General features: G+C 69.8%; 18 protein-coding genes. 8 read left to right on the forward strand and 10 right to left on the reverse strand.

Annotated elements, in window-relative coordinates; all coding sequences use genetic code 11:
• Window positions 1-408: 408 nt before the first annotated feature.
• The 9 genes from ACIBH4_RS04560 to ACIBH4_RS04600 form a co-directional block, all read right to left on the reverse strand.
• Window positions 409-3,309 carry a CDP-glycerol glycerophosphotransferase family protein gene (locus ACIBH4_RS04560; protein WP_362509940.1) on the reverse strand — a complete coding sequence of 967 codons (2,901 nt, stop codon included), beginning with the start codon at window positions 3,307-3,309 and terminating at the stop codon, window positions 409-411.
• Window positions 3,310-3,456: 147 nt separating this feature from the next.
• On the reverse strand, window positions 3,457-3,765 hold the full coding sequence (locus tag ACIBH4_RS04565; protein ID WP_362509937.1) for an MGMT family protein: 309 nt from the start codon (window positions 3,763-3,765) through the stop codon (window positions 3,457-3,459).
• Entirely contained in the window at window positions 3,753-4,103 is a 351-nt protein-coding gene (locus ACIBH4_RS04570; protein WP_350947866.1) for a hypothetical protein, read from the reverse strand. Before ACIBH4_RS04570 ends, ACIBH4_RS04565 begins: the two co-directional genes overlap by 13 nt.
• Before the next feature lie 138 nt (window positions 4,104-4,241).
• A complete protein-coding gene (locus ACIBH4_RS04575) occupies window positions 4,242-5,537 on the reverse strand; it encodes a S8 family serine peptidase (RefSeq protein ID WP_362509934.1) in 1,296 nt (431 codons plus the stop codon).
• Window positions 5,531-6,499 (reverse strand): hypothetical protein, encoded by a 969-nt coding sequence (locus tag ACIBH4_RS04580; protein WP_362509931.1) that lies wholly within the window; start codon window positions 6,497-6,499, stop codon window positions 5,531-5,533. The genes ACIBH4_RS04575 and ACIBH4_RS04580 overlap by 7 nt, the downstream gene beginning before the upstream one ends.
• 95 nt (window positions 6,500-6,594) lie before the next feature.
• Window positions 6,595-7,977 carry a S8 family serine peptidase gene (locus ACIBH4_RS04585; protein WP_362509928.1) on the reverse strand — a complete coding sequence of 461 codons (1,383 nt, stop codon included), beginning with the start codon at window positions 7,975-7,977 and terminating at the stop codon, window positions 6,595-6,597.
• Window positions 7,971-8,705, reverse strand: coding sequence for a hypothetical protein (locus tag ACIBH4_RS04590; RefSeq protein ID WP_362509926.1), 735 nt, complete (start codon window positions 8,703-8,705; stop codon window positions 7,971-7,973). The genes ACIBH4_RS04585 and ACIBH4_RS04590 overlap by 7 nt, the downstream gene beginning before the upstream one ends.
• 168 nt (window positions 8,706-8,873) lie before the next feature.
• The gene (moeZ, locus tag ACIBH4_RS04595) at window positions 8,874-10,055 is read right to left on the reverse strand and encodes an adenylyltransferase/sulfurtransferase MoeZ (RefSeq protein ID WP_362509923.1); all 1,182 of its coding nucleotides are present in this window, start codon (window positions 10,053-10,055) and stop codon (window positions 8,874-8,876) included.
• A gap of 77 nt (window positions 10,056-10,132) precedes the next feature.
• On the reverse strand, window positions 10,133-11,041 hold the full coding sequence (locus ACIBH4_RS04600; protein WP_362509920.1) for an alpha/beta hydrolase: 909 nt from the start codon (window positions 11,039-11,041) through the stop codon (window positions 10,133-10,135).
• 448 nt (window positions 11,042-11,489) lie between these two features.
• Between ACIBH4_RS04600 and ACIBH4_RS04605 the strand changes: the two genes are divergently transcribed.
• From ACIBH4_RS04605 to ACIBH4_RS04630, 6 genes are all read left to right on the forward strand, one after another.
• On the forward strand, window positions 11,490-11,822 hold the full coding sequence (locus ACIBH4_RS04605; protein WP_362509917.1) for a hypothetical protein: 333 nt from the start codon (window positions 11,490-11,492) through the stop codon (window positions 11,820-11,822).
• Window positions 11,823-12,489: 667 nt separating this feature from the next.
• Window positions 12,490-12,807, forward strand: coding sequence for a hypothetical protein (locus ACIBH4_RS04610; protein ID WP_362509914.1), 318 nt, complete (start codon window positions 12,490-12,492; stop codon window positions 12,805-12,807).
• 755 nt (window positions 12,808-13,562) lie between these two features.
• Entirely contained in the window at window positions 13,563-13,919 is a 357-nt protein-coding gene (locus tag ACIBH4_RS04615; protein WP_362509911.1) for a hypothetical protein, read from the forward strand.
• 624 nt (window positions 13,920-14,543) lie between these two features.
• The gene (locus ACIBH4_RS04620; RefSeq protein ID WP_362509908.1) at window positions 14,544-14,840 is read left to right on the forward strand and encodes a hypothetical protein; all 297 of its coding nucleotides are present in this window, start codon (window positions 14,544-14,546) and stop codon (window positions 14,838-14,840) included.
• Window positions 14,841-14,900: 60 nt separating this feature from the next.
• Window positions 14,901-15,530 (forward strand): TetR/AcrR family transcriptional regulator, encoded by a 630-nt coding sequence (locus ACIBH4_RS04625; RefSeq protein ID WP_350947877.1) that lies wholly within the window; start codon window positions 14,901-14,903, stop codon window positions 15,528-15,530.
• Window positions 15,531-15,818: 288 nt separating this feature from the next.
• Complete coding sequence (locus tag ACIBH4_RS04630; RefSeq protein ID WP_362509905.1) at window positions 15,819-16,049, forward strand: DUF3107 domain-containing protein; 231 nt, start codon at window positions 15,819-15,821, stop codon at window positions 16,047-16,049.
• A 498-nt stretch (window positions 16,050-16,547) separates the two neighbouring features.
• On the opposite strand, the gene ACIBH4_RS04635 is transcribed toward ACIBH4_RS04630, so the two are convergent.
• A complete protein-coding gene (locus tag ACIBH4_RS04635) occupies window positions 16,548-17,198 on the reverse strand; it encodes a ferritin-like fold-containing protein (protein ID WP_362509903.1) in 651 nt (216 codons plus the stop codon).
• A 368-nt stretch (window positions 17,199-17,566) separates the two neighbouring features.
• On the opposite strand from ACIBH4_RS04635, the gene ACIBH4_RS04640 reads away from it, so the two are divergent.
• Together ACIBH4_RS04640 and ACIBH4_RS04645 are read left to right on the forward strand one after the other, a co-directional pair.
• Complete coding sequence (locus ACIBH4_RS04640; protein WP_362509900.1) at window positions 17,567-19,447, forward strand: DEAD/DEAH box helicase; 1,881 nt, start codon at window positions 17,567-17,569, stop codon at window positions 19,445-19,447.
• Between the two features lie 112 nt (window positions 19,448-19,559).
• Window positions 19,560-20,432 carry an alpha/beta hydrolase gene (locus ACIBH4_RS04645; protein ID WP_362509898.1) on the forward strand — a complete coding sequence of 291 codons (873 nt, stop codon included), beginning with the start codon at window positions 19,560-19,562 and terminating at the stop codon, window positions 20,430-20,432.
• Window positions 20,433-20,556 lie beyond the last annotated feature (124 nt).

Raw genomic sequence — 20,556 nt, forward strand, 5'->3', positions numbered from 1 at the left:
CATTCCACCAGATCCCGGACGATGATCGTGCCGAGTCGGCGGGTACGGCATGGCGGATTCTTCACCGGATGGGGCGGGCCGCGGGCGGTTTTTCGGGAATCCGGCGGGCGGAGCACCGCGCGGACCTGGGCGGGAGTCTTCCGAGGGCTCCAAAGGGGGTGCGGGGGACGGGGCGGGCATCGTGCGGGGCACTCGCGGAATCACCGGAAACCGGCCGGGAATCCGCGAGACCGCCGGGAGCGGAGGGACGCCCTCCGAGTGACGAAGTCGCAGACGGTTCCGGCCCCGAGGACCTCTCCCGGCAGGAGACGCTCCCCGGGACGCACTCGGGAACGGCTCAGGGGGCCGTATCCGGAGAGGAGAAACAGCCCCCTGAACCGGCGAATCACCCGGCCCGGGGCGGGCGGGTCAGGCGGAGAAGACGCGGTCGACGAGCCTCGCCGTCGCCTTGCCGTCGTCGCGGGGGACGTAGGTGCGCTGGAAGAGGTCGTACTTCTCGGCGTGGGCGGCGGCCACCTCGTCGATCGACTTCAGGGCCTTGATGACCTCGGCCCCGGTGGACAGCAGCGGGCCGGGGGCCTCGGCGGCGAGGTCGAGGTAGATGCCCCGCTTGGACGAGTAGCGCTGCAGGTCGTAGGTGAAGAAGAGCATCGGCCTGCCGGTCGCGGCGAAGTCGAACATGACCGACGAGTAGTCCGTGATCAGCACGTCCGCGATCAACAACAGATCCGTGATATCCGGATATGTCGTGACGTCGCGGCCGAGGCCGGCGCGCACGTTCGGTGCCGCCTGCATCGAGTGACCCCGGATCAGGAACTCGTGGCCCGGACCGAGCACCCGGTGCGCCTCTGCCAGGTCCAGGCGGATCGAGGCGTTCTTGCGGTCGTAGTCGCGGTAGGTCGGCGCGTAGAGCACCACCTTGGCGCCCTCGGCGATGCCGAGCCGCGCGCGCACCGCCGCGGCCAGCTCGTCGCGGTCGGGGGCGACGAGCACGTCGTTGCGCGGGTAGCCGCTCTCCAGGACCTCGCCCTGGTAGCCGAACGCCTTGCGCATGACGCGGGTCGCCCAGGGGCTCTGGGAGACCAGCAGGTCCCAGCCGCGCACCTCGACGGCCTGCCGGTGCCAGGCCGGCGGCTTGGGGTCGCGGGACATGTGCGGCAGGTCGTTGCCCAGGCGCTTGACCGGGGTGCCGTGCCAGGTCTGCACCACAACCTGGTCCTCGCGGGACCGGAACCACGGCGGCAGGAAGCCGTTGGTCACCACGTAGCGCGAGCGGGCGAGTGCCGCGTAGTGCTCGCGGCTGCCCGCGCGCACCACGGTCGGCCCCTCGCCCGTGCCGAAACCGAGCCTGTCGGGACCCGGCGGCACGAAGGCGCCGTCCTTGACCACCCAGATGTGCTCACCGGTGTCGCCGCGCCGCACGCGCTCCTCGTACACCGCGCGGACGCTGCCCTCGTACTGCCGCCCGTCGTAGGCGACGTAGACGGTCGCGTCGTTCAGCTCACGGGTCCGCTCGGCGGGGTAGAAGTGCCGGCGCAGGGCGTACAGGCCGCCCGCGCCCTTCTCGTCGTCGGGAAGGTGCTCGGCGACGGAGAGCACGGGGATGTCGAAGCGGGTGGAGAGCAGGCGGTATTCGCGGCCGTCACGGATCTTCGTCTCCTCGTCCAGCCCGTCGAGGATGGCGTGGTCGACGCGGAACGGGACGATCTGTCCGGCCGCGTCGCGCACCGCCATGCTCCAGGTGCCGCTGTTCAGCGGAGCCGTGTCGCCGAAGCGGGGCATCGCGGCGGGCGCGAGCCTCACCGTGAAACGGGAGTCCTCGCGCTCCAGGGGGATCGCGTGGATCAGTCCGCTGCGGTGCTTGAGGGTGAGCGCGGCCTCACCGGAACCCGGGTAGGAGCCCTCCAGGGTGAGCACGCCCCCCTCGTCCCAGGTCGCAGCGGTGACGACCGGGCGAACCCGGTGCGCGGAGACGCTCACGCGGTCGCGCCGGTCGCGCAGCACGGTGATCTCCCGGTCACCGACGACCGTACGGCTCTCCCGGGCCTTGCCGATCATGACGGAGGCCGCGGGGTCGCCCTTGGGCTCGATCCAGAGCCTGCCGCCGTCGCGTTCCTGCAGCAGGGAGGCCGTCGCGAGCGGCACGACGACGGTGGTGCCGCCCTCGCCGGGGGTGAAGTCGGCGGCGATCCGGTGGCCGTCCAGGCGGGCCTGCCCCCTGTTGACCTCCTTGCCCGGCAGGAAGACCTCGACCTCCAGGCGCTCGCCGTCCAGCCGCACGCCGACCAGCTCGGCCCGGGTGGGCTGCAGCACGACCTGGAGGGCGCGGTCGGAGGTCCAGACGGGACGGATCCACCAGCCCTTGCCGAGGTCCAGGCCCGCGGGGCGCTCGGTGCGGCCGGTGGAGGGACCGCGCAGCAGACCGCCCGCGCGGGCGCCACGGCTCCAGATCACGATCTCGGCGCGCCAGGTGGTGGTGTCCTGGACGGTCTCGCGGCGGCGCAGCAGGCGCTTGCCCCCGCGCACAACGGCCCGCACGGCCGAACGCCAGCGCAGCGGCCACGGGCTCATCTCGGCGGTGAAACCGGACCAGTCGTAGTTGCAGCCCGCCTCCTCCGCCCCGTGGGTCGCCTCGGGGTGGAAGACCCTGCGGGTGCGAAGCAGCACCGGCGGCAGCCAGCGCGGGCCGCGCAGCACCACGGTGGCCCGGTTGAAGCGGCGGCTGCGCACGGACAGTCCGGCCAGGTAGGCGTGCCCGCCGATGTGCAGCCGCCCGCCCGACCAGGAGATGTCCTCGATCTGGGTGACCGGGATGAGGTCGGCCGCCCGCAGGCGGTACAGGGCCTCGGGCAGCTCGTCCTGGAGCGGCAGGTCGGCGTACCACCTGAGGCTCTTGCGGACGCGCCTGGACGGTTCGGCCGCGGCGGTGACGAGCTTCTGCAGCGCGTCGCCGTCGGCGAGCTCGTCGATCTCCCGGTGCTCGATCAGGTGGAAGGCGATCCTGCGGGCCACCGGAAGGTCACGCTTGACCTTCGCGTCGACGCCGGTGACGTACGGCTTCAGTAGCGTGACGAACTCGCGGCGCTTGGCGGCTCCTCGCTTGGCCGCGATCTCCAGCCGGGACCCCAGGGGGCCGGCCAGCGCGTCGGCGTCGAAACGGCGTCGCTCGACCGGTTTCAGTCCGTCTGCCAGCACCGCTTCCATGATCGAGTCGAGTGGTTCTCCCCGGTCGCAGAGATCCTGGACAGCCCGCAGGCGATCGGCGACGGGGTCGCCGCCGGCTCGTGCGGGAGTGGCACCGGTCGCCATGGAGAAGGCACCGCCTTTCGGACAGAGCGCTGTCCTAGGCCATGTTAGTGCGCCACAGCAGGGCCGGTTACGCCGTAATTTACGGGCTTGAGAGATTTACAGGCATTTGTAATCTAGCCGGTTTCCCGCTCGGTCCCGTCGTACCATCTATGGTTTCCCGTCCCATCTGGCCGCCCGCATGTCGGCGCGCGCACCCCTCAGCGGGGTCCGCTCCGCGCGCCAGCTCACCAGGCACCGCTGCTCGTGACCGGGCGGCGGGGTGCCGTCGGCGTGCACGACGCGCCACCAGGGCACGCCCCCGCCCCACGTGGACATCACCCTGCCGACCTGGCGCGGGCCGCCCTCGCCGAGATACTCGGCGATGTCGCCGTAGGACATCACCATTCCCGACGGGATGCGCTCGACCAGGTCGAGCACCCGCTCGGCGTACGGGGAGGGATGGCCTACTGGCTCCATACGGTCGGTCCGGCGGAGAGGATCTCGTCGAGCTTGCCGAACTCGTAGGCCGCGGAGCCGTTCAGCTGCTCCACCAGGCCGCCGCGGATCGCGTAGGACTCGCCGTCCTCACCGACGAGCCGCGCTCCCAGAAGGGCGGACACGCGCGCCAGCTGGGCCACCTGCCAGTCGGATCCGGGCGTGCCGGAAAGCCGGCCGTCCCATACCGCTATGGCATGGACAGCGCCATTGTGACGGGCCAGGATCTCCCCCGACTCCTGTGAACCTCTGAATTCGAACCCCGCCTGCCCCAGCACAGTCGCGAGTTCCGCGAAGGCGAGAGGCGCAGGGCGCTCCACGCGCAACTCGTACCCCATAAGGCGCGAGACTATCGAACCTTCCAGGTATTCCGGGTATGAATCCCGACATCTGGGCTGCCGCATCCGAACGGTGTCCAAAACGCGTTCGAATCGCAGTCGAATCACCGTCGAATACGGTCACCTCCGCGCTCTTCCGCGCCAGATCGGCTCGGGGGCCGCCATCGCCCGCCCTCCCTTGCCGGAGTGCCGGTTGAGCATCACCACGGCCCCCGCGAACGCGAGCAGGCCGGCCACGAGGCCCGTGCCGTACAGCCAGAGGCGCACGGGCTCCGGCCCCGGCCTGCTGGGCTCGGTGGGCAGGGTGCCGTCACCGAAGTGCTTGCCCTCGGGAACCGGGACCTCCTTCGCGCCGGCCACGAGGCGGCCCGCCGCCTCCAGGGCGGCCGCGGCGTCGACGACGCCGAACCCGACGTGGTCGTCGTAGCCGTTGACGGGCCGGGACGTGGCCGTGGAGGTGAGGGCCTGCGACACCATTTGCGGCGATATATCCGGATATTTTGCTTTTATTAGGGCGGCGACTCCGGCCACCAGCGCGGTCGCCGAACTCGTCCCCTCTGAGGACCCGTACTCCCCTCCGGGAACGACCACGGGAACGTTGACGCCCGGCGCCGAGACCAGGACCGAGAGGTTGTCGCTGCTGAACGTCGCCGGCCTGCCCAGGTCGTCCACCGCGCCCACACCGATCACCCCGGAGTATCCGGCGGGGAAGTTCCAGAAGGAGGTGGCTTTGTCCATGGCGTACTGGGAATCCCCGTCGTTGCCCACGGCCGCGACGAGCACCACGCCCCTGGACAGCGCGTAGGAGACCGCCTCCCGCTCGCTCCTGTGCGGCCCGTAGGCGCCCAGCGACATGCTGACGACCTTGGCACCGTGGTCGGCGGCGTAGCGGATCGCGCGGGCGAGAGGGCTGTCGGCGCGCGAGCGCAGATCCTCGGGCGGCGCGGAGGACCCGTCCTCCGGCCGCTCCTCGACGATCAGCGGCAGCGAGAGGATGCTCGCCTCGGGCGCGACGCCGAGCAGGCCCTCCTCCCCCTTGCCGGCCCCTGCGATGAGCGAGGCCATCGCGGTGCCGTGCCGCCCGGCGTCCGGGGTGTCCCTGTCGAACCGGACCGACCCCATGTCCGGCCCGGAGATCACCCGCCCCCGCAACTCGGCGACCTGGTCGTCCACCCCGCTGTCGACCAGGGCCACGATGACGCCCGCGCCCCTGGTGACCTTCCACGCCTCCTCGGCGTTGAGCATCTCCAGCACCCAGCGCTGGTCCTCTCGGACGTCCGCGGCCCCCCTGGGCTCTACGGAAACAGGCGGCGCCGACACCGGCGAGGCGGCCGACACCGGCCCGGCGAGCGCCGGACCCGCCACGCAGAGCGCGGCCAGCACTCCCGCCGCCCAGAACCGTCGCCGCCTCAGCACACGTTCCCCTGGGTGCACTGGGGAACGGCGCTGGGCTCGTCGCCGAGAGCACGGGCGATGCGCCCGGCGACCGCCTGGGCCGCGGGCCACAGCTCGCTGTGCAGGATCTCCTCGGGGGCGACCGCCGCTCGGGTGCGCCCGTCGGTGTAACCGGCGGTGGAGAAGACGATGTAGGGACCGACACCCACCCAGGCGTTGCGCTGGCGTTGCGCGGCCCCGAAGAGCTCGGTCGCCGTGCCGGGGAAGGCCACGGGGCGCACCCCCACCCGGTCGTCCACGCCCAGCTGCGCGGTCGCGGCGATCCTCCGCTCCTCGTTGTCGAGCACGGCGATGCCCACGGTGAAGACGAACGAGGACGTCTGGTCGACGTAGGTGGCCCGCAGCAGGGTGCGGCAGCCGTATTCGGAGAGCACCGATCCCACCGGCGCGTCCGTTCCCGCCGCGCAGGCCACCTCGGGGGCGAGACCGACCCTGCGGGCGTACTGCTGGACCCTGCCGAGGCCGATGTACTGCAACTCGACGGGAAAGACCAGGTCGGCGGTCCAGGTGTACCAGCGCCTGGCGATGTCGTCCTGGATGTAGCGGGCCTGCTCGGCGGCGGTCAGCGGGCGTGAGCTCGTCTCGCGCACCAGCCCGACCGTGCCGGTCAGCACGTTGGTGGCGGCGATGGCGAGGATCGTGCCCACCAGGATCAGGAAGATCGTACGGAAGTGGATGCCCTGCTCCAGGGTCGCCAGCTCGGCCCGCCTGACCGCCTCGCGGTCGCGGCCCGCCGCGGGCCAGGACCGCACGCGGGCCCGCCGGGCGGAGGCGCCGGGCGCGGGCATTCGCCGGCCCCGACCGCCTCCGGCGCCGCCGGTGCCGCCCACCCGTGAACCGGACGGCGGCCAGCCGCCGCGCGCGCGGGGGGCGGGAGCCCCCAGGGGCCGCTCCGGCTCCCGGGACCGCCCTTGCTGCGACATACTTCGATGCTACGTCGAAGGACCTCTCCGCCCTATCGGCGGCGTGTATTTTCGCGGCGCTCTCCCGCCCGGACGCCCACGGTCAGGCCGGAGGCTCACGGCCAGGGGGTCGTGAACGGGTCCGGCACGGGTTCCTCGACGATCTCCGACGAGCGCGTACGGCCGATGCACACGGCGAGCACGATCAGGGAGACGACCGCACCGAGTCCGGCGGCCACGGCCACCCCGCCGTACAGGGTGATCCGATCCCGGTCGCGGTGGACGATCCGCACGGGCTCGACCGCCTTGCCCAGCGGGCGGGCGGGGTCGTGCCCACCGGCGCCCCCGACCCCCTCGGCGGTGAGGGTGTGCCGGGAGATCCTGGCGGCGGCGGCGAGTGCCCGGGTGGCGTTGACGACGCCGAAGCCCGTATCGGTGTCATAACCGCCGGTGGGCCGCCGGGTGGCTCCCGCGGTGATCGCCTGCACGACCAGCGCGGGCGACATATCTGGATATTTGGCCTTGATGAGGGCGGCGACGCCCGACACCAGGGCGGTCGCCTGCGAGGTGCCCCGGCCGACCCAGTACTCGTCCCCCGGCCCGGCACCGAGGATGTCCACCCCCGGTGCGGCCACCAGGACCGAGGGGTTCCGGTTGGAGAACGAGGCCCGGCGCAGCCCGCGGTCCGTCGCGGCGACCGAGACCACCCCGGGGAAGGCCGCCGGGTAGGAATAGGGGGCGTGACCTCTCGCGTCCGGCTTCTCCGCGCCCTCGTTGCCCGCCGCCGCGACGAGCACGACCCCCTTGGATATCGCGTACCGGATCGCCGACCGCTCCTCCCTGGTCGCCAGTTCCTTGGAGATCGACATGTTGATCACGTCGGCGCCGCGGTCCACCGCGTGCCTGATGCCCCTGGCCACCACGTTCTCGTAGCGCTCGGCGGTGTTGAACTCCCGGAAACCGGGCTCCTCGTCCTCCAGGATGACCCGTACGGAGAGCACCTTCGCGCGTGGCGCGACGCCGATCACCCCGTCGCCGCCGCCGGGACCGTGCCCGTGTCCGGCGATCAGCGACGCCATGTACGTGCCGTGCAGCCTCAGGGGCTCCACCCCCGGCGGGTTGGCCCCGGTCGTGAAGTCCCTGCCCTCGATCACCGAGCCGGCGAGATCCCGGTGGTCGCGGTCCACCCCCGAGTCGAGGACGGCCACGATCACCCCCCTGCCCTCGGAGATTTGCCAGGCCGCGGGCAGGTCAAGGGTTCGCAGCACCTCCCGCTGGCTCTCCCTGACGTCGTCGGCCCGCGCGACCGGTGCCGGAACCAGGACCACCGGCACCACCAGGGCCGCCAGCACCACCGGCGTCGCCCTCGTCATCGCGTTCCTCAGCGCTCTCAGTGCCCTCGGCGACATCAGAAGTCTCAGCACCACCAGCACGGTGAGCACCGGCGGCACCCTCACGGACGACCCGGTGGCGGGCAGACGCCTCGGCGTGGTCAGCATCGCCATTCCGTGGAGGCGCAGTCGGGGTGGGCGGGCATGGACAGCTTGGCGAGAATGCGGTCGGCGATGTCCCCGGTGAACGCGAACAGGGTCGGCCGCTGCTCGCCGACCGCCCTCGCCGGCCGGCCGTCGGTCTGCCCGACCGTGGCCATCACCACGTACGGGCCCGCCTGCCGTGCGAGGCCCGCCTGGCGCCCCGCGGAGACGAACCTGTCGGTGACGGTGCCGGGGAAGGCGAGCGCCCTCAACCCCGGCGAGGGCCTGCCGCTCCTGGGCAGTGCCGCCCTCGCCGTGGTGGCGCCGATCTCGTCCGCGAAGGCCGCGACGCCGACGGTGACGACGATCCCCTGGAGTGCGTCGATGTAGGTGGCCCGCAGGATGCCCAGGCAACCGGTCTGTCGCAGCACCTTGCGCAGCCGGGCGTCGACCGCCCTGTCACAGCGGGTCTCCGGCGAGATGCCCACCCGGCGGGCCTTCTCCTCGCCTCCCTGCTCGGGGGCGTAGGTGACGGTCTCGGGGAAGACGCGCCCGGCGGGCCAGGCCTGCCAGCGCCTGGCCACCTCGTCGAGGGCGGCCCGGTCGAGCTCCGCCTGGGTCGGCCCCCGGGTGAGCTCCGTCGCCGCGGCACTGCTCGCCACCCCGGCCACGATCGCGCAGAACATCGTGAGGGCCGAGGCCACGACCAGCGTCGGCCATGAACGCCGCCGCTGACGTGGGATTTCATGCACGCCCTCGACCTTAATGCGGCGAGGCGGGTGTCATCCGCCGTTCCGTCCAGATCCGTCAGTGTGGAGAGCACTTGGTGACCCCGGTGGAATCCCTGCGGACCGCCTGAACGGCGAGCGCCCCGCGGAGCGTGTGCTCCACGGGGCGCGGGACATACCGGACACGGGGCCTCAGTAGGTGGGCAGGCTCGGGTCGACCGTCTTGATCCAGCTGAGCACGCCGCCGCCCACGTGGACGGCGTCGGAGAAGCCGGCGCTCTTGACGACCGCGAGGACCTCGGCGGAGCGGGCACCGGACTTGCAGTGCAGGACGATCTTCTTGTCCTGCGGGAGCCGCTCCAGCGCGGAGCCGTTGAGGAACTCTCCCTTGGGGATGAGCACGGCGCCGGGGATGGACACGATCTCGTACTCGTTCGGCTCGCGGACGTCGATCACGTAGATGCTCTCGCCCTGGTCCTGCCAGGACTTGAGCTCGGCGGCGGTGATCGTGGAGCCCGAGGCGGCCTCCTGTGCCTCCTCGGAGACCGCGCCGCAGAACGCCTCGTAGTCGTCGAGGAGCTGGGTGACCGTCGGGTTCTTGCCGCAGAGCACGCACTCGGGGTCCTTGCGGACCTTGACCGAGCGGTAGTTCATCTCCAGGGCGTCGTAGATCATCAGACGGCCGACCAGCGGCTCCCCGATGCCCGCGAGAAGCTTGATCGCCTCGTTGACCTGGATGGAGCCGACCGACGCGCACAGCACACCGAGCACGCCGCCCTCGGCGCACGAGGGGACCATGCCGGGCGGCGGGGGCTCGGGGTAGAGGCAGCGGTAGCAGGGGCCGTGCTCGGCCCAGAAGACGCTGGCCTGGCCGTCGAAGCGGTAGATCGAACCCCAGACGTACGGCTTGCCGAGGAGAACGGCCGCGTCGTTGACCATGTAACGGGTGGCGAAGTTGTCGGTGCCGTCCACGATGAGGTCGTAGGCGGCGAAGATCTCCATCACGTTGTCCGTGGTGAGCACCTCGTTGTGAACGACCACGTTGACCAGCGAGTTGATCTCCCTGACGCTGTCGGCGGCGCTCTCCGCCTTGGGGCGGCCGACGTCGGACTGGCCGTGGATGACCTGCCGCTGCAGGTTGGACTCATCGACCACGTCGAAGTCGATGACGCCGAGCGTGCCCACTCCCGCCGCCGCGAGATAGAGCAGCCCCGGAGAACCCAGGCCTCCGGCGCCCACACAGAGCACCTTGGCGTTCTTCAGACGCTTCTGCCCGGCCATGCCCACGTCCGGGATGATCAGGTGGCGCGAGTAACGGCGCACCTCGTCGACGGTCAGCTCGGCTGCCGGCTCTACCAGCGGTGGCAACGACACAGTTCTGCTCCCGTTTCAGGGGTCTTTGATGCGGCTGGCGCAGCACGCTTCACTCACAACCTAACCCGGTGCCCCTGTCATTCCCCAACCGGTGTGAGGCGCGTCTCGGCGATGAGGAGCCTCGCCTCGCGGGCCACCCGCTCGGGGAACTCCATCTGGGCCACATGCCCGGCGTCGGGCAGCAGCACCAGCCGCACGCGCGGGAAGGTCCGGACCGCGCGGGCGGCCATGCGAGGGTTGACGAGGCGGTCGTGGCGGCCGTGGATGACCAGCGTGGGCGAGCTCACCTGGGCCGCCTGCCGCCACAGGTTCGTCTCCCCGCGCCTGAAGTACTCGGCGACGATGCCTCGGGCCGAGTTGATCATCGCCTCCACCGCGTACGGGAGACCGTCCCTGCGGCGCAGCTCTTCGGCCGCCTCCCTGAGCCGGTCAGGGTGAATCCGCCCGATGTCGGCGTAACACAGGGCAAGTGTGGCGCCGAGCCTGCGCTCGGCGGGCACGAGGGCGAGCCTGCTCGCGGCCCACTCGCCGATGCGGGGCACGGTGGACAGCGCCACCCGCGCCGGGGCGTACCTGGGCAAAAGGTCGGGCAGGGCCGGCGAGATCAGGGTGAGCGACCGGACCAGGTCGGGGCGGGTGGCCGCGACCCGCACCGAGACGGCACCGCCCAGGGAGTTGCCGAACAGGTGTACGGGTGTGTCGGAGAGCCGCTCGATCAGGGCCGCGACGGTCCGGGCGTGGGCGTCGACGGAGTAGTCGGCGCCCGGCGGCGCGGGCGAGTATCCGGCGCCGGGCAGGTCGAGGGCGTGGCCCGTCACCGTCTCGGACAGCTCGTCCATCAGGTCGGTCCAGTTGGTCGCCGAGCCTGCGAGACCGTGCACGTAGACGGCGGTCTCGGCAGGCCCACGGGGTGTCGACCGCACGTGGACCCGCTGTTCGCCGAGGTCGATCGTCTCACCCGGCCAGATGGGGATCGGGTTGTTCACCACTCGCCTCCTGTCGTTCCACTGCCCTTCCACGATAGTTCGGCCCTCGGCATGGCGGGGAGACAGCCTCCCGTTACCACAAAAGACACATAACGCTTTTTTCGCCAGATGTCTTCTATTGCACGATTTATCATCATTAATTCGACGGCATTCCATCGGCGCCCGCGACCGCCGAGGGGCACCCCGCGACCGAACCTCCTCTCCGCACTTCCCACCAAAGAACAAAGGCGACATTAAAGACATTTCATTTCAAAACCATCAATAAGAGTCCAACACATGCCATAAATAGATAAGAGCAGCGCAAAGCCCTTCGATTCCTGTTTCTAGCCCGAGATGGGCGGAAATCATGACAAGCAGGGATGGCTCATAGCCAGCCATCTTTGGCAATTCCGGTTTATGCGGAAAATGCCAGAAATCGGGGTAATCGATCCTTTCAAGGGGGAAACGCATGCCCAAGTTCAAGAGCGTTCTCGCAGGAGTCGCGATCAGCACGGCGCTGACCGGCGGCGTCGTCGGCCTGGGGGCGGCGACCACCGCCACGAGCGCCGGCGCGATGACCACCACGGTCACCGCCGCCGCCTTCCCGACATGCGGCGGCGGCTGCGGCTGGCGTCGCGGCTGTGGCCGCTGCTGTGGTGGCGGCTGGCGCCACCATCGTCGCAGCCACCAGCGCATCAAGGTGATCATCAACAACCACAACAACAACCACAACGAGCTGCGCAACGAAAACCGCAGCGGCCTCCTTCGGCCCCTGGCCTTCGGTGACGACGACGACGAGTAAGTCGCCGGCCCGAAATCGCGTACCCGCACAGGGGCGCGGCACCATCGGAGGACAGGACCACTCAGGGCCCGATCCGCGATTTCCCGCGGCTTCGAGACCGTGACAGAGAGACAGGACCCCGCGCTCGCCGCGGCCGTGCTTCTCATCCAGGGGAACGGGCCAAACGGCGACAGCGGAAACTTGGGGAGAGACTCCCAAGACCCTGACTCTCACCACAGTGCGAGTTCTCATCTCACGAAGTGACAGCGAGGCCCCGCGGTTTCCGGACCGCGGGGCCTTCGCGCGTCCTCCACGACCTTCCGTCCTCCGCCTTTCCCACCGTCGCCCGGTATCTCCTCCGAACCGCGAACTCCTCTCGCCACCTCGGCGCCCGTGTATGAGGCGACACCGGCTCGCCCCTCGACGGCGTCCCGCACCCCTCGCCCCTCACCTCAAAGAACAAATCCGACATTAAATGCATTTCGGTTCAAAACGACCAATAAGCATCCAACATCGACGATAAATAGCTAAGAGGATCGCAAAAGCCTTCGATCTCCGTTTGTCAGCAGACATGCGAGGAAACTATGACAACCAGGGATGGCTTATCACCAGCCATCCCTGACAATTTCCGGCTTATACGGGAAAAGTCAAAAACGGGGATACTTAGTCCTTACAAGGGGGAAACGCAATGCCCAAGTTCAAGAGTGTCATGGCAGGGCTCGCGATCAGCACGGCGCTGGCCGGCGGGGTCGTCACCATGGGCGCGGCGACCACTGTCATGAGCGCCAACGCGATGACCACCACGGTCACCGCCGCCGCCTTCCCGACCTGTGGCGGCGGCTGCGAGCGTCGCTGCTGCTGCGGTGGCGGCCACTGCCACCGGCACCACAGCCGCAAGCGCTTCAGGCTGATCATCAACAACCACAACAACAACGACAACGAGCTGTTCAACGACAACCGCAGCGACCGCATCGTGCCGCTGCTCGGCACGGCCGCCGCCGGTTAGTCGTCGGACCGAGGCCGCACACCCCGATCGGGGCGCGGCACAGCCCGAGAACGAAATCGCTCACGGCAGGATCCGCGATTTCCCGCGGTTTCGAGGCCGTGACGACGGAGAGACAGGACCCCGCGTTCGCCGCGACCGTGCTCCTCACCCAGGGGAACCGGCCGAACAGCGACAGCGGGAACCTGAGGAGAGATCCACAGGAACCTGACTCTCACCACAGTGCGAATTCTCATCTCACGAAGTGACAGCGAGGCCCCGCGGTTTCCACACCGCGGGGCCTTCGTCGTTTATGTCCAACTCCCGCCCCCCTCCCCAGGCCACTCCCGGGGGCTGGAGCGTGACACCGACGTCCGGTTCGGCCCGTCGGCGACGGATCACCCGGGGAAGGGTCGCCCCCCTCCGGGAAACGCGCGATCGAGACACAGGGAGCCGAGGTCGCACGACGACACCCTCGGCGGGCGCGAGCCGCACCGGCCCATCTCCCGGCGATACACGGCAGCCATCTTCGCCCTCAGTGAACAAATCCGACATTAAATACATTTCGCTTTAAAGCGACCAATAAGCATCCAACATCGACGATAAATAGCTAAGAGTAGGGTAAAAGCCTTCGATCTTCGTTTGTCAGCAGACATGCGAGGAAACTATGACAAGCAGGGATGGCTCATCACCGGCTATCTCTAACCATCTCTGGCAATTCCCGACTCATGCGGTAAATGCCAAAAATTGGTAAGTCAATCCTTTCAAGGGGGAAACGCATGCCCAAGTTCAAGAGTGTTCTCGCAGGGCTCGCGATCAGCACGGCACTGGCCGGCGGGGTCGTCGCCATGGGCGCGGCGACCACCGTCACCAGCGCCAACGCGATGACCACCGCGGTCACCGCCGGCACCTTCACGACCTGGGGCGGCGGCGGCTGCTGCCGTAACCGGGACTACCGTCGCACCCACCACCGCTTCCGTCTGACGCTCAACAACGACAGCTGCAACCGGAACCGGCTGCACAACAAGACCCGCTCCGAGCGCCTCGTGCCCATTAAGGAGCAGGAGCACGAGCACGAGCACGAGCACAAGCCTTGGCCGACGGAGGCCACGGCGCCTCCGGTCGCCGCGTCCTGATCCCCGCTTGACACGGGGTCGGAACACGAGGCCGACAACGGCTGGAACCGCGTTTCACAGCGGTTCGGAAACCGTTACCGAGAGGTAGGAATCCCGTATTCACCAGGATCGCGTTCTCCTGCTCGGGGACGCCGGCCCGGACGGTGAGCACGGAAAGCCGGGGATGACATCCTCGGGATTTCAACTCTCAACACAGTGCGAATTCTCATTTCTCACGAATCACAGGCGGGGCTCCGCGGTTTTCCGACCGCGGAGCCCCCGTCCTGTGTTGTCCCACGTGTTGTCCGACGCCCGCCGCACGATTCTCCTCCGCACCCCCACTCTCTGCCCCCGCCCCCTGTTTCCCTGGGGCCACGGCCCTCCCTCACGTCTCGGGCGGCACGGCCTCCTCGGGCCGCCCGGCGAGGCTCTCCCCGCCGACACCTCACCCCGGAACCCGGATGTCGCGCACACGTTCGTGAAACCCCGTCGACGCCGCGGACGACGCCATGGGCGGCCCGAGGCCGCGTCTTTCGCGGCGCGCGGTACCCGAGGTCGTACGCTGGGCGATGTCCGACGTTTACCGGAACCGGGCGAGGAGAGGGAGCATGTCGAAGCCCGGATGACGACAGGGGATGTCTGAACATGAACGCGCGGGGCGACAGATCACATGGGGAAACGGCCGACGACCTTCCCGAGGAGCTCTCCGTCGAGACGCCCGAGGCCGACGCCGCCGAGCAACAGAGGGCAGTGCGTGAGAACGGCTCCGAGACGCCCGCCGACCTCCCGCTGGAGGTGAATCCCGCCGACGCCGCCGAGCAGAACCGCGCGACGCGCGAGGAAGAACCGCAGTGGCCCGACTCCGTCCCTCTGGAGGCCGATCCGGCGGACGCCTTCGAGCAGCGGCGCACCGTCGAGCTCGACGAGGACGACTATCGCTGACCCGGGTTACCCACGCGTAGGATGGCCCCAGACGCCAGGAGCTTGACACGAGGAGACCACGTGACCGCTACCCCGGACGCCAAGCCCCGGGGCACCCGGCTGCCCCGAACAGCTCGCCGCCGCCAGCTGCTCAGCGCGGCACAGGAGGTGTTCGTGGAGAACGGCTACCACGCGGCCGCGATGGACGAGATCGCCGAGCGGGCAGGGGTGAGCAAGCCGGTTCTCTACCAGCACTTCCCCGGCAAGCAGGAGCTCTATCTGGCACTGCTCGACCTGCACGTGGACGACATGATCGCCCGCTGTCGCGACGCCCTCGCCTCCACCACGGACAACAAGCAGCGCGTCCAGGCTGCGATCGGCGCCTTCTTCGACTTCGTCTCCACCCAGGGGGAGGCGTTCCGGCTGGTGTTCGAGTCGGACCTGCGCAACGTCGCCCCGGTCCGCCAGCGCATGGAGCGCAACCTCCGTGAGAGCGCCGAGATGATCAGTCAGGTCATCCAGGAGGACACCGGCTGCTCCAGCGACGAGGCGCGCCTGCTTGGCGTCGGGCTCGTCGGCATGGCCGAGGTCAGCGCCCGTTACTGGATCAGCAGCAACGGCTCCATTCCCAAGGACGCGGCCACCCAGCTCATCGCCCGCCTGTCGTGGCGCGGCATCTCCGGTTTCCCGCGCACCGTCGCCGACCACTGAGATCCCGGCGCCGACGGCGCTCCCGCCGTCGGCCCCGGTCGATCTCCTCCGCAGCGGCACTCCCGCCACCGGCCTCACCGACCTCTCCCGAAGTGGCACCCTCACCACCGGCCTCGCCGGTACCCGCCGTGTCGGCACTCTCAGCACCCGGAACCCTCGACCGCTCCGGTCTGCGGCCCGGCTGTTCGCTCGCCGCGATCAGCTGTTCGCTTCGCGCGATCAACCGGCGCGTCGGGCCTTCGTTGGGGAGACCATGGGGCGAGCAACCCTCATCGAAAAGGGAGCACGATGGAAATCAAGATCGGCGTACGTTCCGTGCACCGTGAACTCGTAGTGGAGACCAACCTCACGGCCGAGCAGCTTGAGGGCGAGGTCAGCGCCGCTTTCTCGTCCGGCAACGGTGTCCTCACCATCACCGACGTCAACGGCCGAAAGATCATCGTCCCGGTCGCCTCACTCGGCTTCATCGAGATCGGCGAGGAGGAGGCGCGTCCCGTCGGCTTCGGCGGCACGCTCTGACGGATTCCGGGCTCGCGCCAGGTCGTCGTCCCTCGTCGGCATGGCGCGGTCCGCGGATCGGGTGCGAGCGCGCCGCCGCGGAGCCGAAGAGAGGGGCGCCCGGCTCGGACACACCCGGTGGCAGGGCGATTGCCCTGAGAACATCCCGCTCCCAGATGCCGAAACCACAGGTGCCGAAGCCTCAGGTGCCTGAGCACTCGTCCCGCTCGCCGAACCCGCAGCAGCGCGGGCGTCTGACGCGGCGCAGATGCTCCCGCCCCCGGCTCACCGCCGGGCAGCCCGCACCTCCCCTGCGCAGCACGGGACGCGAAGTCCAGCGGTTCGGCCCACATCTCGTCAAGGAACTGCCATAGCGGCGCGAGGCCCTCATGTCTCGCACGCTACAGCTGTTCGCCGCCTCACGTGTCGTGATCCGCCGACCGGCTTCCCCTCTCCGCCCCCGGCGAACAGCCTCAGAGGCGATCAAAGGCCCCGAGCCCAGCACGTGCGGGAAGCCCGCTAGGGGCCCGGGGTGAGTCCCAGGGCGGCCATCCGCCGGCCGTGCTTCTCGCTCAGCCGGGAGAACATCCGGCTGATGTCCTCTCCCACCGCCTCCACCAGCAGGGCCGCGAGCTCCGGTCTGGCCGCGGCCACGTGCTGCCCCTGGCTCAGCGCCTCTCCCACCATCCGCCTCGCCCACAGCGCGAGCCGTCCCGCCTGCCTGGGATCCTCGGAGAGCGCCGCGCGGACCCGCTCGACGGCGAACTGCGACCGTCCCTCGTCCGTGAGGACCTCGTCGACGAGCTCCCGCGTCTCGTCGTCCACGCCGACGGCCGCCTCGCGGTAGAAGTCGAGCGCGATCCCCGTGCCGACGTACGCCTTGACCAGGGCCTCCAGCCAGTCTCCCGGGAAGGTCTGGGCGTGCCAGTCGTCCAGCGGCCCGGTGAACGGCGCCATCGCCTCCTCGGGGTCCACGCCCAGGGAGGTGAGCCGGTCGCGGAGCAACTCGAAGTGCGCGTACTCCGCCGCCGCGAGGCCGCCGAGGGCGGCCTGATCGGTCAGCGAGGGGGCGTACCTGGTGGCGTCCTCGGCGAGCCTGAGGAACGCGGTCAGCTCGGCGTAGGCGAGGACGCCGAGCAGGTCGGAGACACCGGGAGGGGAATCGCTCATGGAGGCAGCCTACGAGTTCGGTGGCCTCGCGATTCACCGGGAATACGAAGAAATCGGTTCTCCGTTGTGGTATCGAGTACACTGCTCTGTGAAAGTGCGACCGCACCGTGTTAATCCGGGATATCCACGCCCGGACGCCCCCAAAAGTCGGCGTGACGCCGCAGCGGTCGCTGATGACATGAGAGGGCTGGACCTTCCGCGAGGACCCGGCACGGGGACACGTTTTCTGCCCGTGGTCCCGGCAGGCCTGCCTTCAACGGAGATTTAGGCAGGCCAAGCTGACGACGTTCCGAGACCTCGGAGTCACCCCAGAGATCGCCGATGCCCTTGAGACCGAGGGCATCATCGCGCCGTTCCCGATTCAGGAAATGGCACTCCCCCTGGCCCTCAACGGCCAGGACATCATCGGCCAGGCGCGCACCGGCACCGGCAAGACCTACGCCTTCGGCGTGGCGATGCTGCAACGGGTCGGCAAGCCGAGGAAGAACCGCAAGAAGCCCCGCGGGCTGGTCGTCGTGCCGACCCGCGAGCTCGCCGTCCAGGTCACCGAGGACCTTGTGACGGCGGCCGGCAAGCTCGGCTCGCGGATCCTCACCGTGTACGGCGGGCGCGCGTACGAACCCCAGATCGAGGCGCTCAAGCAGGGCGTCGACGTCATCGTCGGCACCCCGGGCCGCCTGCTCGACCTGGTCAAGCAGAAGCATCTCGACCTCAGCCAGATCGGGACCCTCGTCCTGGACGAGGCCGACCGGATGCTCGACCTGGGCTTCCTGCCCGACATCGAGCGCATCATCAAGCTCATCCCGGCGGAGCGGCAGACGATGCTGTTCTCCGCGACCCTGCCGGGCGAGATCGTCGCCCTGTCCAGGCGTTACCTCACCCGCCCCACCCATGTGCGGGCGGAGAACAACGACGCCGAGGCCGAGGCGACCCCGCAGACGACCCAGTTCGTCTGGCGGACGCACCGGATGGACAAGATCGAGATCGTCGGCCGCCTGCTGCAGTGCGAGGGCCGCGGCCTCACCATGATCTTCTGCGAGACCAAGCGTGCCTGCGACATGGTCGTCGAGCAGCTCAAGGAACGTGGCTTCGCCGCCGCGGCCGTCCACGGCGACCTCGGTCAGGGCCAGCGTGAGCAGGCCCTGCGGGCCTTCCGCAACGGCAAGATCGACGTGCTGGTCGCGACCGACGTCGCGGCGCGCGGCATCGACGTCGACGACGTCACCCACGTCGTCAACTACGACTGCCCGCAGGACGAGAAGGCGTACGTCCACCGGATCGGCCGCACCGGCCGGGCCGGCAAGACGGGCGTCGCGGTGACCTTCGTCGAGTGGGAGGACCTCACTCGCTGGAAGGTCATCAACAACGCGCTCTCGCTCCCCTTCCCCGAGCCGGTCGAGACCTACTCGACCTCTCCGCACGTCTTCAGCGACCTGGGCATCCCCGAGGGCACCAAGGGCGTGCTGCCGCGCGCCAACCGCTCCCGGGCGGGTCTGGCCGCCGAGGAGGTCGAGGACCTCGGCGAGACGGGTCGCATCCGCTCCCGTCCATCCCGCAAGGGACGCGAGGACGACTCTCGTAAGGGACGCGAGGACGATCGCGAGGAGCGTCGCGAGCGCCCCGCGCGCACGTCCCGTGAACGCCGTCGCACCCGTGGCGGCCGTAGCGGCGGGGAGGTTTCCGCGCCGGTCGCGGCCGAAGAACCCCAGTCCCCTGTCGTTGAGATCGCCGAGGTGGAGGCGGATGTGGCAGCCCGCAGGGACATCCGTGACGAGCAGCCCGCCGAGGCCGCGCCCCGCAGGGGCAGGGCCCGCAAGGCAGGGCTGAACCCCGAGGTGAGCCTCACCGGCACGCCCGAGGCTCCGGTTCACACCGAGCCCGTCGCGGAGGAGCCGGTTCGCCGGCAGCGCCGCGCCCGGCGCGAGCAGGTGGCGGACGCCCCCGTGACCTCGCAGACCCCTTCGGCTCCGCCGCAGGCCGACGAGCGGGTCGCGGCGTTCGCGGAGCCCAGAGAGGACGACATCGTGGCGGAGCGCTGGGACGACGAGCCCGTGGCCGAGGCCCCCGCGCCCCGGCCTCAGCCCGAGAAGATCATTCCTCCGAGCCCGTTCTCGGTGATCTTCAAGTCGCCGGACCTGGCGTCGGAGGATGACGAGATCGCCCCCTCGGCGGCCTCGGAACGCGTGCAGAGCCGCCGTCGGCCGCCGGTACGCAACGGTCAGCAGCGAGGACCGCGTCGCCCCAACTAGCAAGTACCACCACGAAAAGGGGCGCGACCATATCGGTAGCGCCCCTTTTCACGCTCCCGGCCCCTTACGGACGCACGGAGCGAAGTCACCAAGAGAGGTATCGTGGGGCCACGTGAGTACGCCGCGTTTTCTGACCCTGCCTCCTGGCGTCCGCTCTCGCCAGATCGAGACGGCGGTGGGCTCCTTCGCCGTACTGGAGGCCCTGCCCGTCAGCGGCATCCCGGAGCGATGGCCCGCCCTGCTGGTGCCCGGTCTGACCGGCAGCAAGGAAGACTTCATCGCGGTCCTGCAGACACTCGCGCAGTCGGGGCGCCAGGTCGTCGCGATCGACATGCGCGGCCAGTTCGAGACGAACGGTCCTGACGACAGGAGCGCCTACACCTGCGCCGCGCTCGGCAACGACGTCGACGTCCTGGCCCAGGTGATCGGCCACGGGGGTCCTATCCACCTGGTGGGCCACTCGTTCGGCGGCCTGGTCACCCGGGAGGCGGTCATCGACGGCCGCACCCGGTTCGTGTCCTACACGCTCATGAGCTCCGGGCCGGCCGCGATCGTCGGGCCCCGCGAGCGCGCGGGCCGCTTCATGATCTCGGAGCTGCCCGAAGTCGGTCTTGAACACCTGTGGCACACCCGGCTGGAGCCCGAGGCCCTCGCCTCCGGGGTGTCCGACGAGATCATCGCCTTCCTGCGCAAGCGGCTGTTCGCCAACTCGACCGTCGGCATGCTCACGATGACCAAGGAGGTGCTCACCGCGCCCGACCGGTGCGACGAGCTCACCCAGGTCGAGGTCGACACCCTGGTCCTGTACGGCGAGCACGACGACGGCTGGCCACCGCGCATGCAGGCGGAGATGGCCCGCCGCCTGGACGCCGAGTGCCTGGTCGTCCCCGGCGCGGCCCACTCCCCCGCGGTGGAGGCGCCGGAGACCACGGCCGCCGCCCTCATCCGCTTCTGGAACGCCGCCGAGAGCCGTCTGAGGAGCTGAACCCTCCGAGGTTGCCCGGCGGCAGCGGCCATCGTGTGACCGGCTGTGAACGGCGTCTCGTGTGACCGGGTGCCGCCCCGACGAAGGCGCGCGGCGTCGATGACCCTGTCGCTCGGGCGCGGGG

The sequence above is a fragment of the Streptosporangium sp. NPDC050284 genome (genome assembly GCF_044459525.1).
Taxonomy (GTDB): domain Bacteria; phylum Actinomycetota; class Actinomycetes; order Streptosporangiales; family Streptosporangiaceae; genus Streptosporangium.

Excerpts from the sequence above, each read along its gene's own strand:
- ACIBH4_RS04560 (WP_362509940.1), bottom strand. The coding sequence starts at position 3,309 with ATGGCGACCGGTGCCACTCCCGCACGAGCCGGCGGCGACCCCGTCGCC.
- ACIBH4_RS04565 (WP_362509937.1), bottom strand. The coding sequence starts at position 3,765 with ATGGAGCCAGTAGGCCATCCCTCCCCGTACGCCGAGCGGGTGCTCGAC.
- ACIBH4_RS04580 (WP_362509931.1), bottom strand. The coding sequence starts at position 6,499 with ATGTCGCAGCAAGGGCGGTCCCGGGAGCCGGAGCGGCCCCTGGGGGCT.
- ACIBH4_RS04585 (WP_362509928.1), bottom strand. The coding sequence starts at position 7,977 with ATGCTGACCACGCCGAGGCGTCTGCCCGCCACCGGGTCGTCCGTGAGG.
- ACIBH4_RS04605 (WP_362509917.1), top strand. The coding sequence starts at position 11,490 with ATGCCCAAGTTCAAGAGCGTTCTCGCAGGAGTCGCGATCAGCACGGCG.
- ACIBH4_RS04610 (WP_362509914.1), top strand. The coding sequence starts at position 12,490 with ATGCCCAAGTTCAAGAGTGTCATGGCAGGGCTCGCGATCAGCACGGCG.
- ACIBH4_RS04615 (WP_362509911.1), top strand. The coding sequence starts at position 13,563 with ATGCCCAAGTTCAAGAGTGTTCTCGCAGGGCTCGCGATCAGCACGGCA.
- ACIBH4_RS04620 (WP_362509908.1), top strand. The coding sequence starts at position 14,544 with ATGAACGCGCGGGGCGACAGATCACATGGGGAAACGGCCGACGACCTT.
- ACIBH4_RS04630 (WP_362509905.1), top strand. The coding sequence starts at position 15,819 with ATGGAAATCAAGATCGGCGTACGTTCCGTGCACCGTGAACTCGTAGTG.
- ACIBH4_RS04635 (WP_362509903.1), bottom strand. The coding sequence starts at position 17,198 with ATGAGCGATTCCCCTCCCGGTGTCTCCGACCTGCTCGGCGTCCTCGCC.
- ACIBH4_RS04640 (WP_362509900.1), top strand. The coding sequence starts at position 17,567 with ATGGCACTCCCCCTGGCCCTCAACGGCCAGGACATCATCGGCCAGGCG.